The 18,454-nt window shown below is 62.7% G+C and carries 20 protein-coding genes; 1 reads left to right on the top strand and 19 read right to left on the bottom strand.

The genetic code is table 11. The annotated features are described in order from the left end of the window. Positions 1 to 77: 77 nt before the first annotated feature. The 8 genes from fumC to rpsP all read right to left on the bottom strand — a co-directional run bounded on the left by fumC (position 78) and on the right by rpsP (position 6,626). Positions 78 to 1,466 (bottom strand): class II fumarate hydratase, encoded by a 1,389-nt coding sequence (gene fumC / locus HBH1_RS02160; protein ID WP_102661399.1) that lies wholly within the window; start codon positions 1,464 to 1,466, stop codon positions 78 to 80. 197 nt (positions 1,467 to 1,663) lie between these two features. Continuing rightward, the gene (locus tag HBH1_RS02155; RefSeq protein WP_006462412.1) at positions 1,664 to 2,014 is read right to left on the bottom strand and encodes a DUF3579 domain-containing protein; all 351 of its coding nucleotides are present in this window, start codon (positions 2,012 to 2,014) and stop codon (positions 1,664 to 1,666) included. 333 nt (positions 2,015 to 2,347) lie between these two features. Beyond that, positions 2,348 to 3,307 (bottom strand): CobD/CbiB family protein, encoded by a 960-nt coding sequence (locus tag HBH1_RS02150; protein ID WP_102661398.1) that lies wholly within the window; start codon positions 3,305 to 3,307, stop codon positions 2,348 to 2,350. Between the two features lie 180 nt (positions 3,308 to 3,487). Next, positions 3,488 to 4,159 (bottom strand): CoA pyrophosphatase, encoded by a 672-nt coding sequence (locus HBH1_RS02145; protein WP_006462409.1) that lies wholly within the window; start codon positions 4,157 to 4,159, stop codon positions 3,488 to 3,490. 123 nt (positions 4,160 to 4,282) lie between these two features. Continuing rightward, entirely contained in the window at positions 4,283 to 4,666 is a 384-nt protein-coding gene (rplS, locus tag HBH1_RS02140; protein ID WP_006462408.1) for a 50S ribosomal protein L19, read from the bottom strand. 177 nt (positions 4,667 to 4,843) lie between these two features. Beyond that, a complete protein-coding gene (trmD, locus tag HBH1_RS02135) occupies positions 4,844 to 5,599 on the bottom strand; it encodes a tRNA (guanosine(37)-N1)-methyltransferase TrmD (RefSeq protein WP_102661397.1) in 756 nt (251 codons plus the stop codon). Between the two features lie 84 nt (positions 5,600 to 5,683). Further along, positions 5,684 to 6,298, bottom strand: coding sequence for a ribosome maturation factor RimM (gene rimM / locus HBH1_RS02130; protein ID WP_102661396.1), 615 nt, complete (start codon positions 6,296 to 6,298; stop codon positions 5,684 to 5,686). 73 nt (positions 6,299 to 6,371) lie between these two features. Next, entirely contained in the window at positions 6,372 to 6,626 is a 255-nt protein-coding gene (gene rpsP / locus HBH1_RS02125) for a 30S ribosomal protein S16 (RefSeq protein WP_006462405.1), read from the bottom strand. Positions 6,627 to 6,939: 313 nt separating this feature from the next. Here rpsP and HBH1_RS02120 point away from each other — a divergent pair, with 313 nt between their 5' ends. Then, on the top strand, positions 6,940 to 7,362 hold the full coding sequence (locus HBH1_RS02120) for a TM2 domain-containing protein (RefSeq protein WP_102661395.1): 423 nt from the start codon (positions 6,940 to 6,942) through the stop codon (positions 7,360 to 7,362). 82 nt (positions 7,363 to 7,444) lie between these two features. Here the strand turns inward: HBH1_RS02120 and HBH1_RS02115 are convergent, their stop codons facing one another. The 11 genes from HBH1_RS02115 to HBH1_RS02065 all read right to left on the bottom strand — a co-directional run bounded on the left by HBH1_RS02115 (position 7,445) and on the right by HBH1_RS02065 (position 18,329). After that, positions 7,445 to 9,229 carry an acyl-CoA dehydrogenase gene (locus tag HBH1_RS02115; protein ID WP_102661394.1) on the bottom strand — a complete coding sequence of 595 codons (1,785 nt, stop codon included), beginning with the start codon at positions 9,227 to 9,229 and terminating at the stop codon, positions 7,445 to 7,447. A gap of 94 nt (positions 9,230 to 9,323) precedes the next feature. Next, positions 9,324 to 10,253 carry an electron transfer flavoprotein subunit alpha/FixB family protein gene (locus tag HBH1_RS02110; protein WP_102661393.1) on the bottom strand — a complete coding sequence of 310 codons (930 nt, stop codon included), beginning with the start codon at positions 10,251 to 10,253 and terminating at the stop codon, positions 9,324 to 9,326. Positions 10,254 to 10,255: 2 nt separating this feature from the next. Then, positions 10,256 to 11,011: an electron transfer flavoprotein subunit beta/FixA family protein gene (locus HBH1_RS02105; protein ID WP_006462401.1), complete on the bottom strand. Its 756-nt coding sequence runs from the start codon at positions 11,009 to 11,011 to the stop codon at positions 10,256 to 10,258. A gap of 220 nt (positions 11,012 to 11,231) precedes the next feature. Next, a complete protein-coding gene (locus HBH1_RS02100; RefSeq protein WP_102661392.1) occupies positions 11,232 to 12,191 on the bottom strand; it encodes a 2-hydroxyacid dehydrogenase in 960 nt (319 codons plus the stop codon). A 35-nt stretch (positions 12,192 to 12,226) separates the two neighbouring features. Beyond that, positions 12,227 to 13,171 (bottom strand): sugar kinase, encoded by a 945-nt coding sequence (locus HBH1_RS02095; RefSeq protein ID WP_102661391.1) that lies wholly within the window; start codon positions 13,169 to 13,171, stop codon positions 12,227 to 12,229. Between the two features lie 11 nt (positions 13,172 to 13,182). Next, positions 13,183 to 13,926, bottom strand: coding sequence for a sugar phosphate isomerase/epimerase family protein (locus HBH1_RS02090; RefSeq protein ID WP_102661390.1), 744 nt, complete (start codon positions 13,924 to 13,926; stop codon positions 13,183 to 13,185). After that, positions 13,923 to 14,657, bottom strand: a complete 735-nt coding sequence (locus HBH1_RS02085) for an amino acid ABC transporter ATP-binding protein (protein WP_102661389.1) — start codon at positions 14,655 to 14,657, stop codon at positions 13,923 to 13,925. The genes HBH1_RS02090 and HBH1_RS02085 overlap by 4 nt, the downstream gene beginning before the upstream one ends. Next, entirely contained in the window at positions 14,644 to 15,294 is a 651-nt protein-coding gene (locus HBH1_RS02080) for an amino acid ABC transporter permease (protein WP_006462396.1), read from the bottom strand. The genes HBH1_RS02085 and HBH1_RS02080 overlap by 14 nt, the downstream gene beginning before the upstream one ends. After that, a complete protein-coding gene (locus HBH1_RS02075) occupies positions 15,294 to 15,989 on the bottom strand; it encodes an amino acid ABC transporter permease (RefSeq protein ID WP_006462395.1) in 696 nt (231 codons plus the stop codon). The genes HBH1_RS02080 and HBH1_RS02075 overlap by 1 nt, the downstream gene beginning before the upstream one ends. A 150-nt stretch (positions 15,990 to 16,139) precedes the next feature. Beyond that, on the bottom strand, positions 16,140 to 16,943 hold the full coding sequence (locus HBH1_RS02070) for a transporter substrate-binding domain-containing protein (protein ID WP_006462394.1): 804 nt from the start codon (positions 16,941 to 16,943) through the stop codon (positions 16,140 to 16,142). Positions 16,944 to 17,201: 258 nt separating this feature from the next. Next, complete coding sequence (locus HBH1_RS02065; protein WP_199181510.1) at positions 17,202 to 18,329, bottom strand: LacI family DNA-binding transcriptional regulator; 1,128 nt, start codon at positions 18,327 to 18,329, stop codon at positions 17,202 to 17,204. Between the last annotated feature and the right edge of the window lie 125 nt (positions 18,330 to 18,454).

Here is an 18,454-nt window from a genome sequence, read left to right as displayed (position 1 = left end):
CCTTTTGCAAGGCCGTTGATGCGTATCACGCCAGGGCAACTCAGGAACGCCGGTACCCCGGTAACACTGAACCTGGCTCAACCCGGCCGCGTCATCTGCTCCGGCTTGATCCACTCCACGAACTGCTCTTCAGTGACATAGCCCAGGGCCAGCGCGGCCTGCTTCAGGGTCGTGCCGTCGTGATGCGCCTGCTTGGCGATCTTGGCGGCCTTGTCGTAGCCGATGTGCGGTGCCAGGGCGGTCACCAGCATGAGCGATTTTTCCATCAGTTCGCCGATGCGGCTGCGGTTGGCCTCGATGCCGCGGGCGCAGTGCTCCTCGAAACTGGCCATGCCGTCGGCCAGCAGGCGCACGCTCTGCAGGAAGTTATGGATGATCACCGGTTTGAAGACGTTGAGCTCGAAGTTACCGCTGGCGCCACCGATGTTCAAGGCAACATCGTTGCCGAAGACCTGGGCGCAGAGCATGGTCATGGCCTCGCACTGGGTCGGATTGACCTTGCCCGGCATGATGGAACTACCCGGTTCATTCTCGGGGATGGTGATCTCACCCAGGCCCGAACGCGGGCCGGATGCCAGCCAGCGCACGTCGTTGGCAATCTTCATCATCGCCGCGGCCAGCGTCTTCAGGCCGCCATGCGACGCCACCAGGGCATCATGGCCGGCCAGTGCGGCGAACTTGTTGGGCGCGGTCTTGAAGGGGAAACCGAAGAACTTGGCCAGCTCGGCTGCTACGCGCTCGCCGAATTCGGGGTGGGCATTCAGGCCCGTGCCGACCGCCGTGCCGCCGGCGGCCAGTTCGGAGATGGCATTGAGGGTGGCGATGACAGCCGACTCCGCATGTTCCAGCTGGGCCACGTAGCCGGAGAACTCCTGGCCCAGGGTCAGCGGCGTGGCGTCCTGCAGGTGGGTGCGGCCGATCTTGACGATGTCGGCGAACTGGGTGGATTTCTCCGCCAAAGTACCGCGCAGCTTGTGCAGCGAGGGAATCAGGTGGGTCGCCACGGCCATGCAGGCGGCCACGTGCATGGCGGTCGGGAAGATGTCGTTGGAGGACTGGCCGCGATTGACGTCGTCATTGGGGTGGATCAGGCGATCTTCGCCACGTACGCCACCCAAAAGCTCTGAGGCGCGGTTGGCCAGCACCTCGTTCATGTTCATGTTGCTCTGGGTGCCGGAGCCGGTCTGCCAGACCGACAGCGGGAATTCCAGCGGATGCTTGCCGGCGATCACTTCATCAGCGGCAGCGATGATGGCCTCGGCCTTCTTGCCGTCCAGCTTGCCCAGGTCGCGATTGACGCTGGCACAGGCGCGCTTGACGGCAGCCAGTGCCACGATCAGCTCGGCTGGCATGCGCTCGGTGGAAATGTGGAAGTGGTGCAGCGAACGTTCGGTCTGCGCGCCCCACAGGCGGTCGGCCGGGACTTCGATCAGGCCAAAGGTGTCGCGCTCCATGCGGTCGTTCATGATGCTTCTTCTCCGTGATTAGGCGGCCGCGTGCGGCCAGGTGATCCCGCTGGCGCTGGCTGATGTGTCCGGCTGAGCGCGGGAAGTGAAGACGGTAAGTTCTAGTGTAACTGCTGGCGGGACCGCCTGCAGGGGCGGCATGAAGCTGGCGGGGTATTGCCCGGGCGATACAAACCGCCCAGCGGGGATGTCAAGGCTCAGGGCGCCTTGTTTTCCTTGGGAGGGTCAGGCAGGACACAGGCTTCGATCACCTGCAGGTCGTTGTCCTTGGCGAAGTTGACCACGAAGTGATACGCCAGCGGTTCCAGCTCGCGCAGGGCTTCGTTGACCACCACCGAGCGCACGCCATCGATGTGGGTCGGCAAGACGTAGGGAGAATACTTCAGGTGTGCATTGCGCCCGCCACTGCCCTCCGGACGGAAACACGACATCACGCCGCACAGGCGCTCCGCCCAGTCGCTGGGGCGGAACTGCCGGCCATCCGAGGTCTTGCCCAGGATGATGAATTCTTTGGCCGGTGCGTTTGCGGGTTTGATGGGATCAGCCATACGTGCAGTTCTTCTATAGCGCTTGCAACCGAATGCCCCGGTCCTGGTGAGACCCGAGCCCTGGATTCCGCGGTGCCTGCGCGACTTGTCGCGGGGGTGCCTGCGGTGTTGAGTATTATATCTTATAGAAGACTTGGCTTCTACCGGTCTCCTCGCCTCCAGCCATTCTGCCTTGCCTGGCCCTGCGCGTCGCTCGTTCCTGGCCCGGGCTGAGCTGCTGCCGGGCGGGATGCGATCTTGGTGATGTGAATCCGGAAGTATACCGGGTTGGCGGGAATTACGTCCCCCAAAAAACGAAGCGGGCCACCGCCCGCTCGTCTACATGCAAAAGAACTAGCCCATCCAGACCGCGACCGACAGCAGCAGCAACAGGAACATCCACAGCAACAAGGCACGCCAGACCAGGCCCACGGTGCTCTGCAGGGTGCGCGGGGACGGTGTGTCGCCGGGCAGGCCGTCGGTTTCCTCGGGCATGGAATCGACCGTGGCCGCATCGGCCGGCAGGATGATGCCGGCTGCAGCCTGATTCTCGGTGCCGAAGCGCACGCCCATGGCGCCACCACCGGCGGCCAGGATGATGCCGGCGGCCTCGTCCTCCCAGCGGTTGGCGAAGTTGCGCCAGGCGTAGATGGCATCCTCGAAGTTACCCACCACGGCAAAGGCGGAGGCGGTCAGGCGTGCCGGAATCCAGTCGATCCAGTAGAACGCCTGGGCAGCGAAGCGGCCGAAGGCCTCGAACTTCATGTGATCGGGCTCGTTCCAGGCGCGCGAGAGATATTCGGCGATGCGATACATCACCGCCAGTGCCGGGCCGACCGGCATCAGGAACCAGAAGAACACGCCAAACACATGGCGATGCGTGGTGATCAGGGCGCGCTCGGAGGCGATACGCGAAATCTCGCTGACGTCCATGCCGGCGGTATCCAGCTTGGTCCATTCGGCCAGCAGGGTGCGGGCAGTCATCTCGTCGCCCGTGTTCAGGGCCAGCTGGATGGAAGTGAAGTAATGACTGTAATGACGGAAGCCCAGGGTCATGTAGACCACCAGCACGTTCCAGGCGAACGCCGCCACCAGGCTCACATGCAGCAGCAACCAGTACACCAGCGCTACCGGCACGGTCAGCGCACCGACCATCACCACCCAGCCCAGTCGGCCGTGATGAACGTGGCCGGCGTTGAACCAGCCCTCTATCGTGGCCGCGAAAGACTTGATGGATGCATAAACCGGATTGTCCGCACGCAGTGGTTTGAGTTGTTCGATTAACAGCGCAAAGAGAATGGATAGAAATGTCATCAAGCAGCCTTAGGTGTCTCTGTAGCCCGTACGATAGCGCAGTGCAAGATGGGAATCAAACAATTGATTTGTTGACGAGAATCAAGCTCGCAATGTCATCAATATTTACGTGTTTGAACATCAACAACGACTTTGCGTATCTTATTCGATACAGAGTGACAACCAAAGGTAACGGACAGTTCAGCTACGCAGGAAATGGAAGAGATTGCGCAGCATCCCTGCCGTCGCGCCCCAGATGAAATAACGGTCGTAGGGCATCGTATAGAAGCTGCGGCGCCCGACGGGCGCGGGCAGTTCCACCGAACGGCGCTGATGGTTCACGCCATCCATGAGGAAGGCCAGCGGCACCTCGAAGATCTCCGCCACTTCACGCGGGTCGCCGACTGCTTCGAACGGTGGCTGGATCAGGCCGGCCACGGGGGTGACGCGATAGCCGGTGCCGGTGAAGTAGTCCGGCAGGGAGCCGATGACTTCGACGTACTGGCGGGCCAGGCCGATTTCTTCCTCGGTTTCGCGCAAGGCGGTCTCGATGGCCGAGCCGTCATAGTCTTCGCGACGACCGCCGGGAAAGCTGATCTGGCCCGCATGATCCTTCAGGTCAGCTGTGCGGCGCGTGAAGAGTACCGTCATCCCCTCTTCCCGCAGAACGATCGGAATCAACACCGAAGCCAGTCGGAAGCGGCCCTTGGTCTCGGCCATGCGTGCCAACTGGTCGCCGCTGTGCTCAGGTTCCCAGCGCGGAGGGGTAGCAAAGCGCTGGCGCAGCCAGTCGGCGTTCAGGCGCGCCGCTTCCAGGGCGCTTTCGCCGGCGACGGCATCCACCGGCAGGTTGACGGGATCGAAACTGGCCACGATGTGCTCGCTTGATCTGATATCTGTTAATCGGAATTCAACGAAGAATGCAATGCAACTGACGGAAACGAAAAAGGGGTGTCGCGAGACACCCCTTTTTCTGACGCATCAACATGCAACCGATTACTCGGCAGCAGCAGCCTTTGCAGCGCGGCTGGGCAGCTTTTCCTTGATACGTGCCGACTTGCCCGAACGTTCGCGCAGGTAGTACAGCTTGGCGCGACGCACGTCGCCACGACGCTTGACTTCGATCGAAGCGATCAGCGGCGAGTACAGCTGGAAGGTACGCTCAACGCCTTCACCGGACGAAATCTTGCGCACGATGAAGTTGGAATTCAGACCACGGTTGCGGCGGGCGATGACCACGCCTTCGTAGGCCTGGGCGCGCTTGCGGGTGCCTTCAACCACGTTGACGCTGACAATCACGGTGTCGCCGGGGGCGAAGTCGGGAATGTTCTTGGCGAGACGCGCGATCTCTTCTTGCTCGAGTTGCTGGATCAGATCCATTTTTTGCTCCTGTAACCATCTTGCCGGCGCCGTTGCCCGAAGGCTGATTGTGTAGCCCGGTAGAGGATGGGGTTTCAAACGCAGCGGCCAGGCCGCTGCACGGTGCGGGTCCATCGCTGGACCTGCGGTACTGCTGGTACGACTTCGATTTGGCGGCCTGCATGCCGGCGATACTGACTACGGCTGTGGCAGGCTGCTCAGAAACTTTTCATCGGTCTTGCTCAACAGGCCCTGTTCCCTGGCCCTGACGATCAAATCGGGGCGCTTGGTCAAGGTGGCTTCCAGCGCACGCTGCCGGCGCCATTTCTGGATTTCGGCATGGTGACCACCCAACAGGATGGCCGGCACCGGCTCACCTTCATAGACTTCCGGACGCGTGTAATGCGGCGAATCCAGCAGCCCGTTGACGAAGCTGTCTTCCACGGCCGAGGCGCTATCGTTGAGCGCACCCGGCAATAGCCGGATCACTGCATCCATCAGCGCCATGGCGGGCAGTTCGCCGCCGGAAAGCACGAAATCACCGATGCTGATTTCCTCGTCCACGCACTTGTCGAGCAGGCGCTGGTCGATGGCTTCATAGCGGCCGCACAGCAGCACGGCCCCACTGTCCTGCGACAGCCGCACCACCCGTTCATGGGTCAGCGGCGCGCCTTGCGGCGACAGGTAGATCACCCGTGGCTTGTCCAGGCCCAGCGTCTGCTGGCGTGCCTGGGCAGCCTCGATGGCGGCCTGCAGGGGCTTGGCCAGCATCACCATGCCGGGACCACCCCCATAGGGACGGTCATCCACGGTGCGATGGTTGTCGGTGGTGAATTCACGCGGATTCCACAGCGACAAGCCCCAGCGCTTCTGCTCCAGCGCCCGGCGGGTAATGCCGGATTGCGTCAGCGCGGCGAACATTTCGGGAAACAGAGTGACGACATCAAACTGCATCACGCCTCCATTTCCAGGTAACTCTCGACATCGGCCAGGGCGGAAAAGAAAAACTGACCTGAGCGGTCAGTAGTTCTCCAACATTCAGTAGTCCTTGCCCCAGTCGACGACAATCTTCTTGTCCTTCGGCAGTACCGTCTTGACGAACTGGTCGACGAAGGGGATCAGCATCTCAGGCGCAGCCACGGATTTTTCCCTGGCGCCCTTCCTGGGCTTTGCTTCGACAGCGTCTTCGGGCTCGACCGCAGTTTCCTGCGCCGGAGCCGTCACCTTCAGGATGGGATGTGCGCCGTTGTCCATCATGTCGGACACTACGCCCAGCTGTTCACCCTGGAGATTTTCCACCGCCGAGCCGATCAGGTCGACCCAGTAGAATTCATTGTCATCCAGCACCGGGAAGTGCTTGCGGGAGATGGAGACCACCGTTCCCTTCATCGCTTCGGCCGCATTGCGGTCGGCTACCCCGGTCAGGCGCGCGACGATATCGCCGCTATGCCCCTTGGACTGCATGACATCGACGTCCTGCTTGGGCTGGCCGGGTTTCTCCAGCCACCAGGTCTTGGCATTGAGCAAAGCATCCGCTTCCGCAGAATACGGACGCACGCGAATCCAGCCCTGGATTCCGTAGGCTCCTGTCACATGGCCGACGGTCACGAGATCGTCGGGTGCGGAGAAACCCGCCTGGGCTGGATAAGTCATGAGTACGCCAGACCTGTTCTTCACACTTGCGCCACGACAGGTCGCAGCGCCGGATCAGACAGGAAAAACTTGATCAGGCAGCAGCCTTGGTACCAGCTTGGGCAACCAGGCGAGCAACGGTCGGCGACAGTTGTGCGCCAACGCCTTGCCAGTGAGCCAGGCGGTCAGCAGCGATACGCACTGCTTCTTCCTTGCCCGAAGCGACCGGGTTGTAGAAGCCGATGCGCTCGATGAAACGGCCATCGCGACGATTGCGCGAGTCGGTTGCAACGATGTTGTAGAAGGGGCGCTTCTTGGCGCCGCCACGAGCTAAACGAATAACGACCATAATGGTTCCAGTAAGAATACGGACACGGAAAAGCCGCAGATTATAACGGACTTCCCCACCCTCGGGCAAGCTGCTTGGCGCTTTTGTGCAGTTGACCAACGCAGAAACTCCCCAAAACGCCCCAAAGAGCAGCAAATCTGATGCGAAATGACATCAGATCAGCGGCCACATCGGCCACGACAGGCCTTCTGGGCTATCCCGCCGGCAAGCCCCCTGCACCAGCGCCTCGGCTATACTGCGCCGACAGCTTGACAACAACATTGCCGGGAGCTTCATGCGCCACGGCAACAACCAGAACAAAGAGACAACCGGTATGCCTTCAGCACCCCGCCACAAGAACAAGACCCTGACGACCTTCCTGGCCACCGTGACCGGCAGCATCGGCCTGCATCGTTTCTATCTGTACGGCGGACGCGACCGCTTCGGCTGGCTGCACATCCTGGCCATCCCGCTGTCGCTGGCCCTGATGGCGGCGCAACCGGAAGCTCCCCGACTGTTCACCGCCCTGCCCTTGGTGCTCTCCGCGCTGATCGCCTGCCTGGAAGCGCTGGTGATCGGCCTCACGCCTGACGAGAAATGGGATGCCCGGCACAATGCCGGCAGTGGCAAGACCTCGGAGTCGCACTGGATACTGGCGGTGATCCTGGTGCTCACCGTCGGCCTCGGTGCCATGGGCGTGATCGCCCTGCTGGCGCGCAGCTTCGACCTGCTCTTCACCGGCGGCGCCTTTGGCTGAAGGCCCACGCAAACTCCCCAGAAAGACACAAGCCCGGAAAACCGCCAGAGCGGCCTTCCGGGCTGACAGGCTCAAGACCGGGTCAGAACTGGTCTTCGTCCAGCGCCATCACCGCCTGTCCACCCTCGACGATGGCCGTACGATAGGCCAGCGCCTGCGGCAGGATCTGCTCGGCATAGAAACGCGCCGTGGCCAGCTTGGCCTCATAGAACTTGCTGTCACCCTCGCCGGACTTGATCCTGGAGGCCGATACCGCTGCCGCGCGCGCCATCTGCCAGCCGCCCAGCACCACGCCGGCCATCTTCAGGTAAGGCACGCTGCCGGCGAAGACCGCCTTGATGTCGCCCTTGACGTTGCCCACCACATAATCGACCACCTGTTCCAGCGCATCAGCGGCCTCGGCCAGGCGCGTGGCGATGGGCTGCAATTGCGCATCACCCTGCAACTCGGACACGGTCTGACGCACCTGACCCAGGATGCCCTTGGCCACTGCGCCACCATCGCGGGTGGTCTTGCGGCCGACCAGGTCATTGGCCTGGATGGCCGTGGTGCCTTCGTAGATGGGCAGGATGCGGGCGTCGCGATAATACTGCGCAGCGCCGGTCTCTTCGATGAAGCCCATGCCGCCATGCACCTGCACGCCGGTCGAGGTGACATCGATGGACAGCTCGGTGATCCAGCCCTTGACGATGGGCACCAGGTATTCATAGAAAGCCTGATTGGCCTTGCGGGTGGCCTCGTCGTCGCTGAAGTGCGCCGCATCCGAGGTGGCCGCGGCCACGTAGGCCAGCGCACGCGCCGCCTCGATCTGGGCGCGCATGGACATGAGCATGCGGCGCACGTCCGGCTGGCGGATGATCGCCACCGGCCCCGGCGAGCCTGCCAGGTCCCGCGACTGCACGCGGTCGCGGGCGTAGGCCACGGCCTGTTGATAGGCGCGCTCCGACACCGACAGGCCCTGGATGCCCACGGCGAAGCGCGCCGCGTTCATCATGATGAACATGTATTCCAGGCCGCGATTCTCTTCGCCCACCAGCGTGCCGATGGCACCACCATGGTCGCCGAACTGCAGCACGGCCGTCGGGCTGGCCTTGATGCCCAGCTTGTGTTCGATGGACACGCAATGCACATCGTTGCGCTCACCCAGCGAACCATCGGCATTGACCAGGAACTTGGGCACGATGAACAGCGAAATGCCCTTCACGCCTTCAGGCGCATTGGGGGTACGGGCCAGCACCAGATGGACGATGTTCTCGGCCATGTCGTGCTCACCGTAGGTGATGAAGATCTTGGTGCCGAAGAGCTTGTAGGTGCCATCCCCCTCCGGCACGGCACGGGTACGCACCAGCGCCAGGTCGGAGCCGGCCTGCGGCTCGGTCAGGTTCATGGTGCCGGTCCACTTGCCGGAGATGAAGTTGGCGATGAAGGTTTCCTTCTGCTGCTGGGTACCGGCCGTCATCAGCGCCTCGATGGTGCCGTCGGTCAACAGCGGGCACAGCGCGAAGGACAGGTTGGCCGAGTTCAGCATCTCGATACAGGGCGTGGCCAGCAGCTTGGGCAGGCCCTGTCCGCCGAACTCCACCGGGTGCTGCACACCTTGCCAGCCGGCCTCGCCGAACTGCCTGAAGGCTTCCTTGAAGCCGGGGCTGGTGGTCACCTTGCCATCGGCCCAGGAGCTGGGTTGCTTGTCGGCAGAATGATTCAGCGGCGCGACCACCTCGCTGCAGAACCTGGCGTTTTCTTCCAGGATGGCCTCGGCCGTTTCCGGCGTGGCATCTTCGCAGCCAGGCAGTGCATTGACGGCAGCCAGGCCGGCCAGTTCGTTCATGACGAACAACATATCCTTCACGGGCGCGGTGTAACTCATCTCCAACCTCCAATAGGGAACGCTCTGGCGGCATTCCTTGCTTGCATGAAAACACCCCGGCGAAAGCCGGGGCGAAAACTACGGTACGGGGCGATCAACCGAGCTGCTTGACCAGCTCCGGCACGACCTCGAAGAGGTCACCCACCAGGCCGTAGTCGGCCACCGAGAAGATCGGCGCTTCCTCGTCCTTGTTGATGGCGACGATCACCTTGGAATCCTTCATCCCGGCCAGATGCTGGATCGCGCCGGAGATACCGACGGCGATGTACAGCTGCGGCGCCACGATCTTGCCGGTCTGGCCAACCTGCCAGTCATTGGGCACGTAACCCGCATCGACAGCGGCGCGGGAGGCGCCCATGGCGGCGTTCAACTTGTCGGCCAGCGGCTCCAGGATCTTGAAGCTTTCCGACGAGCCCATGCCACGACCACCGGAGACGATGATCTTGGCGGCCGTCAGTTCCGGACGATCCGACTTGGCGACTTCACGGCCGACGAAGCTGGACTTGCCCGAATCGGCCACCGCCGCAATGCTCTCCACGGCGGCCGAGCCACCCTGTGCAGCCGGATCGAAACCGGTGGTACGCACGGTGATGACCTTGATCGGGTCGATCGACTGCACGGTCGCGATGGCGTTGCCGGCGTAGATGGGACGCTCGAAGGTATCGGCAGACTCCACCTTGGTGATGTCGGAAATCTGGCCCACGTCCAGGCGGGCGGCCACGCGTGGCAGGATGTTCTTGCCGTAGGCGGTGGCGGGCGCCAGGATGTGGCTGTAGTCCTTGGCAATGGCCAGGACCTGTTCGGCCACGTTCTCGGCCAGGCCATCGACGAATTGCGCGCCATCGGCCAACAGGACCTTGGCCACACCGGCGACTTGCGCAGCGGCGTCGGCCACGGCCTTGGCATTGGAACCGGCCACCAGCACGTGGACGTCACCACCGGCCTGCACGGCGGCGGTGATGGTGTTGAGGGTGCTGCCCTTGAGGCTGGCGTTGTCGTGTTCAGCAATAACGAGTGCGGTCATGATCAGATCACCTTGGCTTCATTTTTCAGTTTGGCGACCAGGGTCGCGACATCCGGCACCTTCACGCCGGCGCTGCGCTTGGCCGGCTCGGTGACCTTGAGCGTCTTCACGCGCGGGGTGACGTCCACGCCCAGTTCCTCGGGCTTGACGGTGTCCAGCTGCTTCTTCTTGGCCTTCATGATGTTGGGCAGCGTCACATAACGCGGCTCGTTCAGGCGCAGGTCGGTGGTGATGATGGCCGGCAGGGTCAGGGCCAGGGTTTCCAGGCCGCCGTCCACTTCGCGGGTCACGCTGACCTTGCCGTCTTCCAGCACGACCTTGGAGGCGAAGGTGGCTTGCGGCCAGCCCAGCAGGGCCGCCAGCATCTGGCCGGTCTGGTTGCAGTCATCGTCGATGGCCTGCTTGCCCAGGATGATCAGCTGCGGCTGTTCCTTCTCGGCCAGCGCCTTGAGGATCTTGGCCACGGCCAGCGGTTGCAGTTCCACATCGGCACCGACTTCAGCCAGGATGCCGCGATCGGCGCCAATGGCCATGGCGGTGCGCAGGGTTTCCTGGCACTGGGTCACACCGGCCGAGACGGCGATCACCTCGGTGACCTTGCCGCCTTCTTTCAGGCGCACGGCTTCTTCCACCGCGATTTCGTCAAACGGGTTCATCGACATCTTGACGTTGGCGATATCGACGCCGCTGCCGTCACTCTTGACGCGCACCTTGACGTTGTAATCCACGACGCGCTTGACTGGTACTAATACTTTCATCGCATGGCCCTTGCAAAAAGGAATTGACGTAAACGTAAACTTCCGCAGGATTATAAAAGCAAAACGAACTGCCTACCGTTTTTTAGCACGATCGTTCTTTTTAATGTTCGCAGCATACACCAAAGATTCACGTGAACGGAAGAGGAAATGCTGCGCAAGTGAAAAAAACTTCATGCAGCGGAATCGCCCGGGCTGTGCCTGCGGGCAATATCCGTGGGGATCAGACTGCCAGGTGGGGAACCGGTTCGCCGCGCAGGCCGGCAATCAGGTTGGTGACGGCCAGTTCGGCCATGGCCAGGCGGGTTTCGTGGGTGGCCGAACCGATGTGGGGCAAGGCCACCACGTTCGACAATGTCAGCAGGGGCGACTCGACCGGCAGCGGCTCGACCTCGAACACATCCAGGCCGGCGCCGTAGATGGTCTTGTCCTGCAGCGCCCGGATCAGCGCCGCCTCATCGACGATACGCCCCCGCGAGGCATTGATGAAGATGGCACTGCGCTTCATCATCCCGAATTCGCGCGCGCCGATCATGCGCTCGGTGGCGGGCGTCAACGGCAGCATCAGGCAGACGAAGTCGGCCTGCGCCAGCAGCTCTTCCTTGCTGACATAACGTGCATCAAGTTCGCGCTCGGTCTCGGGATTGGGGCGGGTATTGTGATACAGGATGGGCATGCCGAAACCATGATGCGCCCGGCGCGCCACCGCGCTGCCGATGCGTCCCATGCCGATCAGGCCGAGGGTCTTGCCGTGCACGTTCACGCCGAACTGGGCCTCGCCGATACTGCCCTTCCACTGACCGGCCTTGACGTACCCGGCCAGCTCCACCACCCGGCGGGCGGTGGACAGGATCAGGGCAAAGATGGTGTCGGCGGTCGCCTCGGTCAGCACGCCGGGCGTATGCGCCAGCATCAGGCCGCGCTGGCGGAAATACTCCAGGTCGAAATTGTCCACCCCGACCGAGATGGTGGAGGCGATCTTCAACTCCGGCGCCCCCTCCAGCATGGCATTGGTGATCGGCAGGCTGGCCCCGATCATGCCGTGCGCGGTCTTGAGCGCGGCGATGAAGTCGGCACGATTGGCCTCGGTGACGCGGTCGAACCAGCTCACGTCGAACTCCGACTGCAGGCGCTGCGCCAACGCTTCGGGCAATTTCTTGTAGACCACTACACGCTGCTTCATCGTTATCCCTGTGTATTAAAACCCGCCGGAAGAAACTAGGCCGAAGCCGCCTCCAGCTCGGCCCGTGTCGGCAGGCCTTCCATATCGCCCACCACCTGGATGGCGAAGGCACCGATGCGGTTGCCCCGCATCACTGCCTGCTCCACCGGCAAGCCTTCCAGCATGCCGCTGATCACGCCCACGGCAAAGCCGTCACCGGCGCCCACGGTATCGACCACTTCCTTGACCGCGACGCCGGCCACCCTGCCCTCGCCCTGCGCATTGCGCCAGTAGGCGCCTTCTGCTCCGAGCTTGATGACCACCATCTGCACGCCGCGTTCCAGATAGAAGGCGGCGATATCGCGTGCCTCGCTGCGGCCGGTCAGAATCCTGCCTTCGGCCAGGCCCGGCAACACCCAGTCAGCCTTGAAGGCCAGCGCATTCAACTGCTGGGCCATCACTTCCTGCGAAGGCCACAGCATGGGCCGCAGGTTGGGGTCGAAGGAAATCGTCTTGCCCTGGCTGCGCATGAAATCCATCGCATGATGGGCAAACGCCATGGTCGTGGCCGACAGGGCCGGTGCAATGCCGGTGGCATGCAGATGCCGCGCCGCACCGAAGTAGTTGGGATCGAAATCGGCCAGCGACAGATGACTGGCCGCCGAGCCCTTGCGGTAATACTCGATGGCCGGATCGGCCCCATCCACGGCCTTGGCCTTCAACTGGATGGCGGTACGGAATTCACTGTCGGTCAGCACACGGCTGACATCCACGCCCTCCTGCGCCACCCGCTGGCGGATGAAGCGCCCGAAGGCATCATTGCCCACCCGGCTGGCCCAGCCCACCTTCAGGCCCAGGCGCGCCAGCCCGATGGCTACATTGGTCTCGGCCCCGGCCAGGCGGCGCGTGTATTTTTCCACTTCCTCGAAGGGGCCGACCTCATCGGCCACCAGCAGTGCCAGGGCTTCACCCCAGGTCACCACATCCAGTTGCATCGTCATTGTTGTTGTCCTCAGACTGCCGCCAGCATGGCGACATGGCGGCGCGTGGTCTCTTCCAGATCGCTGCCCACCAGGGGGAATTCGATGGCTCGCAGGATGCCCGTGGGGAAATGCGCCAGCATGGCCTGCCAGTGGCTGTCCTGCGCCTGCAGCGGCACCGCCTTGAGCTTGCCGCGATCCTCCTGCACGCCCTTGCAATGCACGTAACGCACGTGCGGCGCCAGCGAGCGCGCGGCGGTCTCGGGGTCGACACCCTGCCAGCGCCAGTTACCCATGTCGAAGGTCATGCCGAAGGCATAGCCATTGCCGGTGCACAGCGCCAGGAAGCTGACGATAGGCTCCAGCCGGCCACCTTGCGGGGTCTGGTCGTTTTCCAGCAGGACTTCGATGGGGGCATGCGAGAGGAAGCGCAACAGCGACTGCAGATCGCTGCCCGCCGAGAAATGCCCCAGCGACACCTTCAGGAAACGCGCCCCCACCTCTTCGGCCTCGGCCATCGTCTGGGTCATCTGTACGTGGTCAAAACGGCCATCGGCGCCGAACAGCTCCAGCGGCGCCGAATACACCGCGAACAGCTTGTGCTGCGCCAGCAGCGCACGCAGCGCTGTCAGATCCTGCGGACCATCGAACAGCTCGCGTCGTATCTCCAGGCCCGCCGCCCCGGCCGCCGCCACCATCGGCACCAGATCGGCATGGCCGACCCGTCGCACCAGGTCGGCGCCATAGGCCGAAGCGGCGACCAGGACCGGGCTCACTTGATCGCTCCCGCACCGATGAACTGCTTGGCCTCCGGCGTCTGCGGATCGGCGAAGAACTCCTGGGAAGGACGCGCCTCCCACACCTTGCCCTGGTGCATGAAGACCGTCAGGTCCGCCACCCGGCGCGCAAACTCCATCTCGTGCGTCACCAGCAGCATGGTCATGCCGCCACGGGCCAGCTCTTCCATCACCTTCAGCACTTCGGCCGTCAGTTCCGGGTCCAGCGCCGAGGTCACCTCGTCGAACAGCATCACCTGCGGCTCCATGGCCAGCGATCGGGCAATCGCCACGCGCTGCTGCTGACCACCCGAAAGCTGCTCGGGATAGGCGTCGCGCTTGTGGTCCAGGCCGACCTGCTTCAAGACCTTGATGGCGGTCTCGCGGGCAGTCTCGGTGGCGGTCTTCTTCACGATGCGGGGTGACAACATGATGTTCTCCTCCACGGTCAGGTGCGGAAAGAGATTGTAATGCTGGAACACCATGCCCACATCCTTGCGCAGCTCGATCAGGTGTTCATGCTTGTTGGTCAGCTTGTGACCGGCCACGGTAATGCTGCCGCTGTCAATGGATTCCAGGCCGTTGATGCAACGCAGCATGGTGCTCTTGCCGGACCCGGAACGGCCGATGATGGCCACCACCTGGCCGCGCTCGACCGACAGCGAAATGCCGTTCAACACCTGGTTGCTGCCGAAGCGCTTGGTGATGTTGTCAATTTCAACGATGGGCATGTAATTTCCTCTCTAAGGCAAAGCTGAAGCGCGACAGCGGATAGCAGAAAACGAAGTAGATACCGGCCACGATGGGGAAGACCAGGAAGGGCTGGAAGGTCGCATTGCTGACCAGCTTGCCGGCCTGGGCCAGTTCCACCAGACCGATGATGGAGGCAATCGAGGTGTTCTTGACGATCTGCACCAGGAAGCCCACGGTGGGCGGTAGTGAAATGCGCACCGCCTGCGGCAGGATCACGTAGCGCAACTGCTGCCAGCGGGTCATCGCCAGCGCGGTCGAGGCTTCCCACTGCTGCACCGGCACGGCCTCGATGCAACCACGCCAGATCTCGCCCAGGTAGGCGCTGGAGTAGATCGTCATGGCGATGGTGGCCGCCACCATCGGCGGCAGCTTGTAACCGAAGATCGCCAGCCCGTAGAAGGACAGGAACAGGATGATCAGCACCGGCGTGCCCTGGATGATCTGGATATAGACCGTCGAAAGCACGCGCAGCGCGCCGATATGGGAAGTGCGCATCAGCGCCACGATGAAGCCGGCGATGCCACCGCCCACGAAGGCCAGCACCGACAGCAACAGCGTCCACTGCGCCGCTTCCAGCAGGAAGATGAAGTTATCAAGGGAAAATTCGGCGAGCATTACATTCTCCTCGGACGCGCCACGCCCAGACGGCGACGGCGTTTGAAGACCACCAGACCGATCAGCCAGAAGGCCAGTCGGAACAGCAATGCCAGCAGGATGTAGAGCACCATCACTACCAGATAGATCTCGAAGCTGCGGAAGGTCTCGGCGTCCAGCAGGTTGGCCGTGGCCGTGAGTTCTTCCGCCGAAATCGCCGAGACGATACTGGAGGCCAGCATCATCAGCGTGAACTGGCTGGCCAGGGCCGGATAGACCTTTTCCAGCGCGGGCGTGAGCACCACGTGGCGGATCACCTGCCCGCGCGTCATGGCCAGCGCCTGCGCCGCCTCGATCTGCGAGGGATGGATGGCCATCATGCCGGCCCGTACGATCTCGGTCGAATAGGCTCCGAGGTTGACCGTCATCGCCACCAGCGCGGCAATGTTGGCATCGACCTGCACCCCGATCGAAGGCAGGCCGAAGAAGATGATGAACAGCTGCACCAGGAAAGGCGTGCTGCGGATCAGTTCCACATAGGAGGTGACCGCAAAGCGCGCCGGCGCGCTGCCGTGGATGGAAATGATGGCGCCGAAGATACCCACCGCCAAACCGCAGATCATCGACAGCGCGCTCAAGCGTATGGTGAGCAGCGCGCCAACCAGCAACTGATCAAGATGCTGGAAGATGAACGCGAACTGAAAATCGTAATGCATCGTGTGCTCCTCCCACAAACCCGCGCCAGCCGTTCCTTCCCGACCGGCGCGTGATCTGTTCTACCCAGGCTGCACCGCAGAGCCAAGCCTTGCGTGCAGCCGCTTCTGCCAGACCGGTTCCGTCAAATGCGACGCAACCGGCACCAGCCATCAGAACACTGGCAGGTTCGGCAGCGGGCCGGACCACTTGCGCGAGATCGCATCCAGTTCGCCATTGAGCTTGACGTAGTAGATGAAGTTGTTGAGCCACTGCTGCAGCTCGTAGGAGCCCTTGCGCACGGTCATCGAGTTCGGCTGCACCGAGTACGGGAACTTGACTTCGATCTTGCCCTGGCCACGCGACTTCACGATTTCATTGGCCATGGTGTTGGGAATCGAGATCGCATCGACCTGGTTCGACAGCAGGGCCTGGGTCACGGTGGAGTCATCCTCGAAACGTACCAGCACGGTACCCGGAGGCGCCAGGCGGGTCAGCGCGGTGTCGTTGGTCGAACCACGCGAGACACCCACCTTCTTCTTCACCAGGTCGTCCAGCTTCTTGTAGTTGGAACCGACCGGGCCAACGATGGACAGCTCGAAACCGCTGTAGGGGATCGTGAACAGCACCGACTTGGCACGCTCAGGCGTAGGCGCCAGGGTCGCGGCCAGCATATCGACCTTGCCCGACTCCAGCGCCGGGATACGGGCCGGTGGCACCAGCGGCACGATTTCCACCGGCAGACCCAGGTACTTGCCGATCAGGTTGGCCACGTCCACGTCGTAGCCGATGGGTACGCCCTTGGCATCGACCGAACCGAACGGCGGCGTGCCGCTCACCACACCGATGGTGATCTTGCCCTTCTTGGTCAGCTCGGCAATGCTCTGCGCGCTGGCGCTGGCGGCACCGGCGACCGCGCAGGCGGCTGCCAGCGTCAGTGCGACGAATTTGGCGTTGAAAATCTTCTTGATGCTCATGTAGGTCTCCTCGATAGTTGCCGTGGTGACGGCAGTCCGTTTGGCTCGGAACCCCTCCCGCTGGTCGCCGGATGAATTCTTGCGCCCCTCTTTATTGCCTGTGCCTGCTTTGATCCCGCGATCAGGTCTGTAACCCGGCCAGGCCGGGCTTGCTGCTGTTGACGAACCCCGACGGCATCTGATCCTCCGTCCTGTTCTAAGGTCTTACCAGTAGTCTGTATTTCCTCGACTGCCGGTGGTACCGGTTCCAGACGCACGCTAGGCTGTGGCGTACTGGAGGGTGTTCGTCGTGTGGATTTTTTCGCTGATGCCTGCCACCCGGGCGCGCTCTGGATGCTCGGCCACGCTGGCCGACGATCCACGATGGATCAGTCGCCCATCCAGCAGGAGTTCCATGCGCACCGAACGCTCGCCCTGAATGCGTACCAGCAGGCGCTCGATGGCGGTAAAGCCGATTTCGTAAGTCGGTTGTTCGATGGTACTGATGCCGCTGCCCACCAACGGCGACCAGGCCAGTTCATCGAAGCACAACAGCCCCAGATCATCGGGGAAGCGCAGCTTCATGCTCTGCAAGGCCAGTGCGATCTGCAGCGACACCATGCCGTTGCCGGCCAGGATCGCCACCCGTCCCTGGCTGCCGGCCGCCGCACGCCGCAGGAAGAACTCGCGCAACACTGTGGCCACATGACCCGGCTGCTCCAGGTCCACTTCCAGGGTCTCACCGTGGCAATCGGGTCGCTCCGACATCGCCTGCAGGAACCCGGCCTGCCGCCCCTGGCGCGAACTGACGCCATACAGCGGCTGCACCACCAGCGCGATATCGGTGTAGCCCTGTGCCAGCAGGTGGCGCGTGCCCAACTGCGCGGCCTTCACGTTGTCCAGGCCCACCAGGTCGAAGTCACACCCTTCCACATGGCGATCCAGCAGCACCACCGGAAAGGCCGCCTGCCCCAGCTCCCGCAGCGGCGTCACATTGCGCCCCTGGGTATTGAACAGCAGGCCTTCCACGCTGTAGGAATGCAGCGCCGCCAGCGATTGCTTCTCGCGGGCCTCGTCGTTACCGGTATTGCACAGCATGAGCGTGTAGCCGTGCTTCTGGCAGGCCGCCTCGGCACCATGCAGCACCGCCACCGAATAGGGATTGAGGATATCGGCCACCAGCATGCCGATGAGCCTCGTCCGTCCGCCTTTGAGACCACGCGCCATCTGGCTGGGCTGATAGCCCAGGCGCGCAATGGTCTTGCCGATCTGGTCGCGCAGGCGCACCGACAGCGCGTCGAACTCGCCGCCCAGGTAACGCGATACGCTGGTCTTGGACACCCCGGCCTCCCGCGCAACCTGTGCGATGGTGACCCGGTCGGTGCCGGTCTTGATGCTTTGTCTCACTGTTGCCCGCCAAATCGTTGTACTGCGTGGGTTGATTTGTGCTTCAGGTTCCGGGCTGCTCATTTATTTGAATCTTTTGGAACCGGTTCCAAGATAGCAGTCACGATTGTTCTGGTCAAACCAAT

It is taken from the genome of Herbaspirillum sp. BH-1, assembly GCF_002870055.1.
Classification (GTDB): Bacteria; Pseudomonadota; Gammaproteobacteria; order Burkholderiales; family Burkholderiaceae_D; genus Herbaspirillum; species Herbaspirillum frisingense.
The sequence above is the reverse complement of the archived record's forward strand: the minus strand, read 5'-3'. Positions and strand labels throughout refer to the sequence as shown.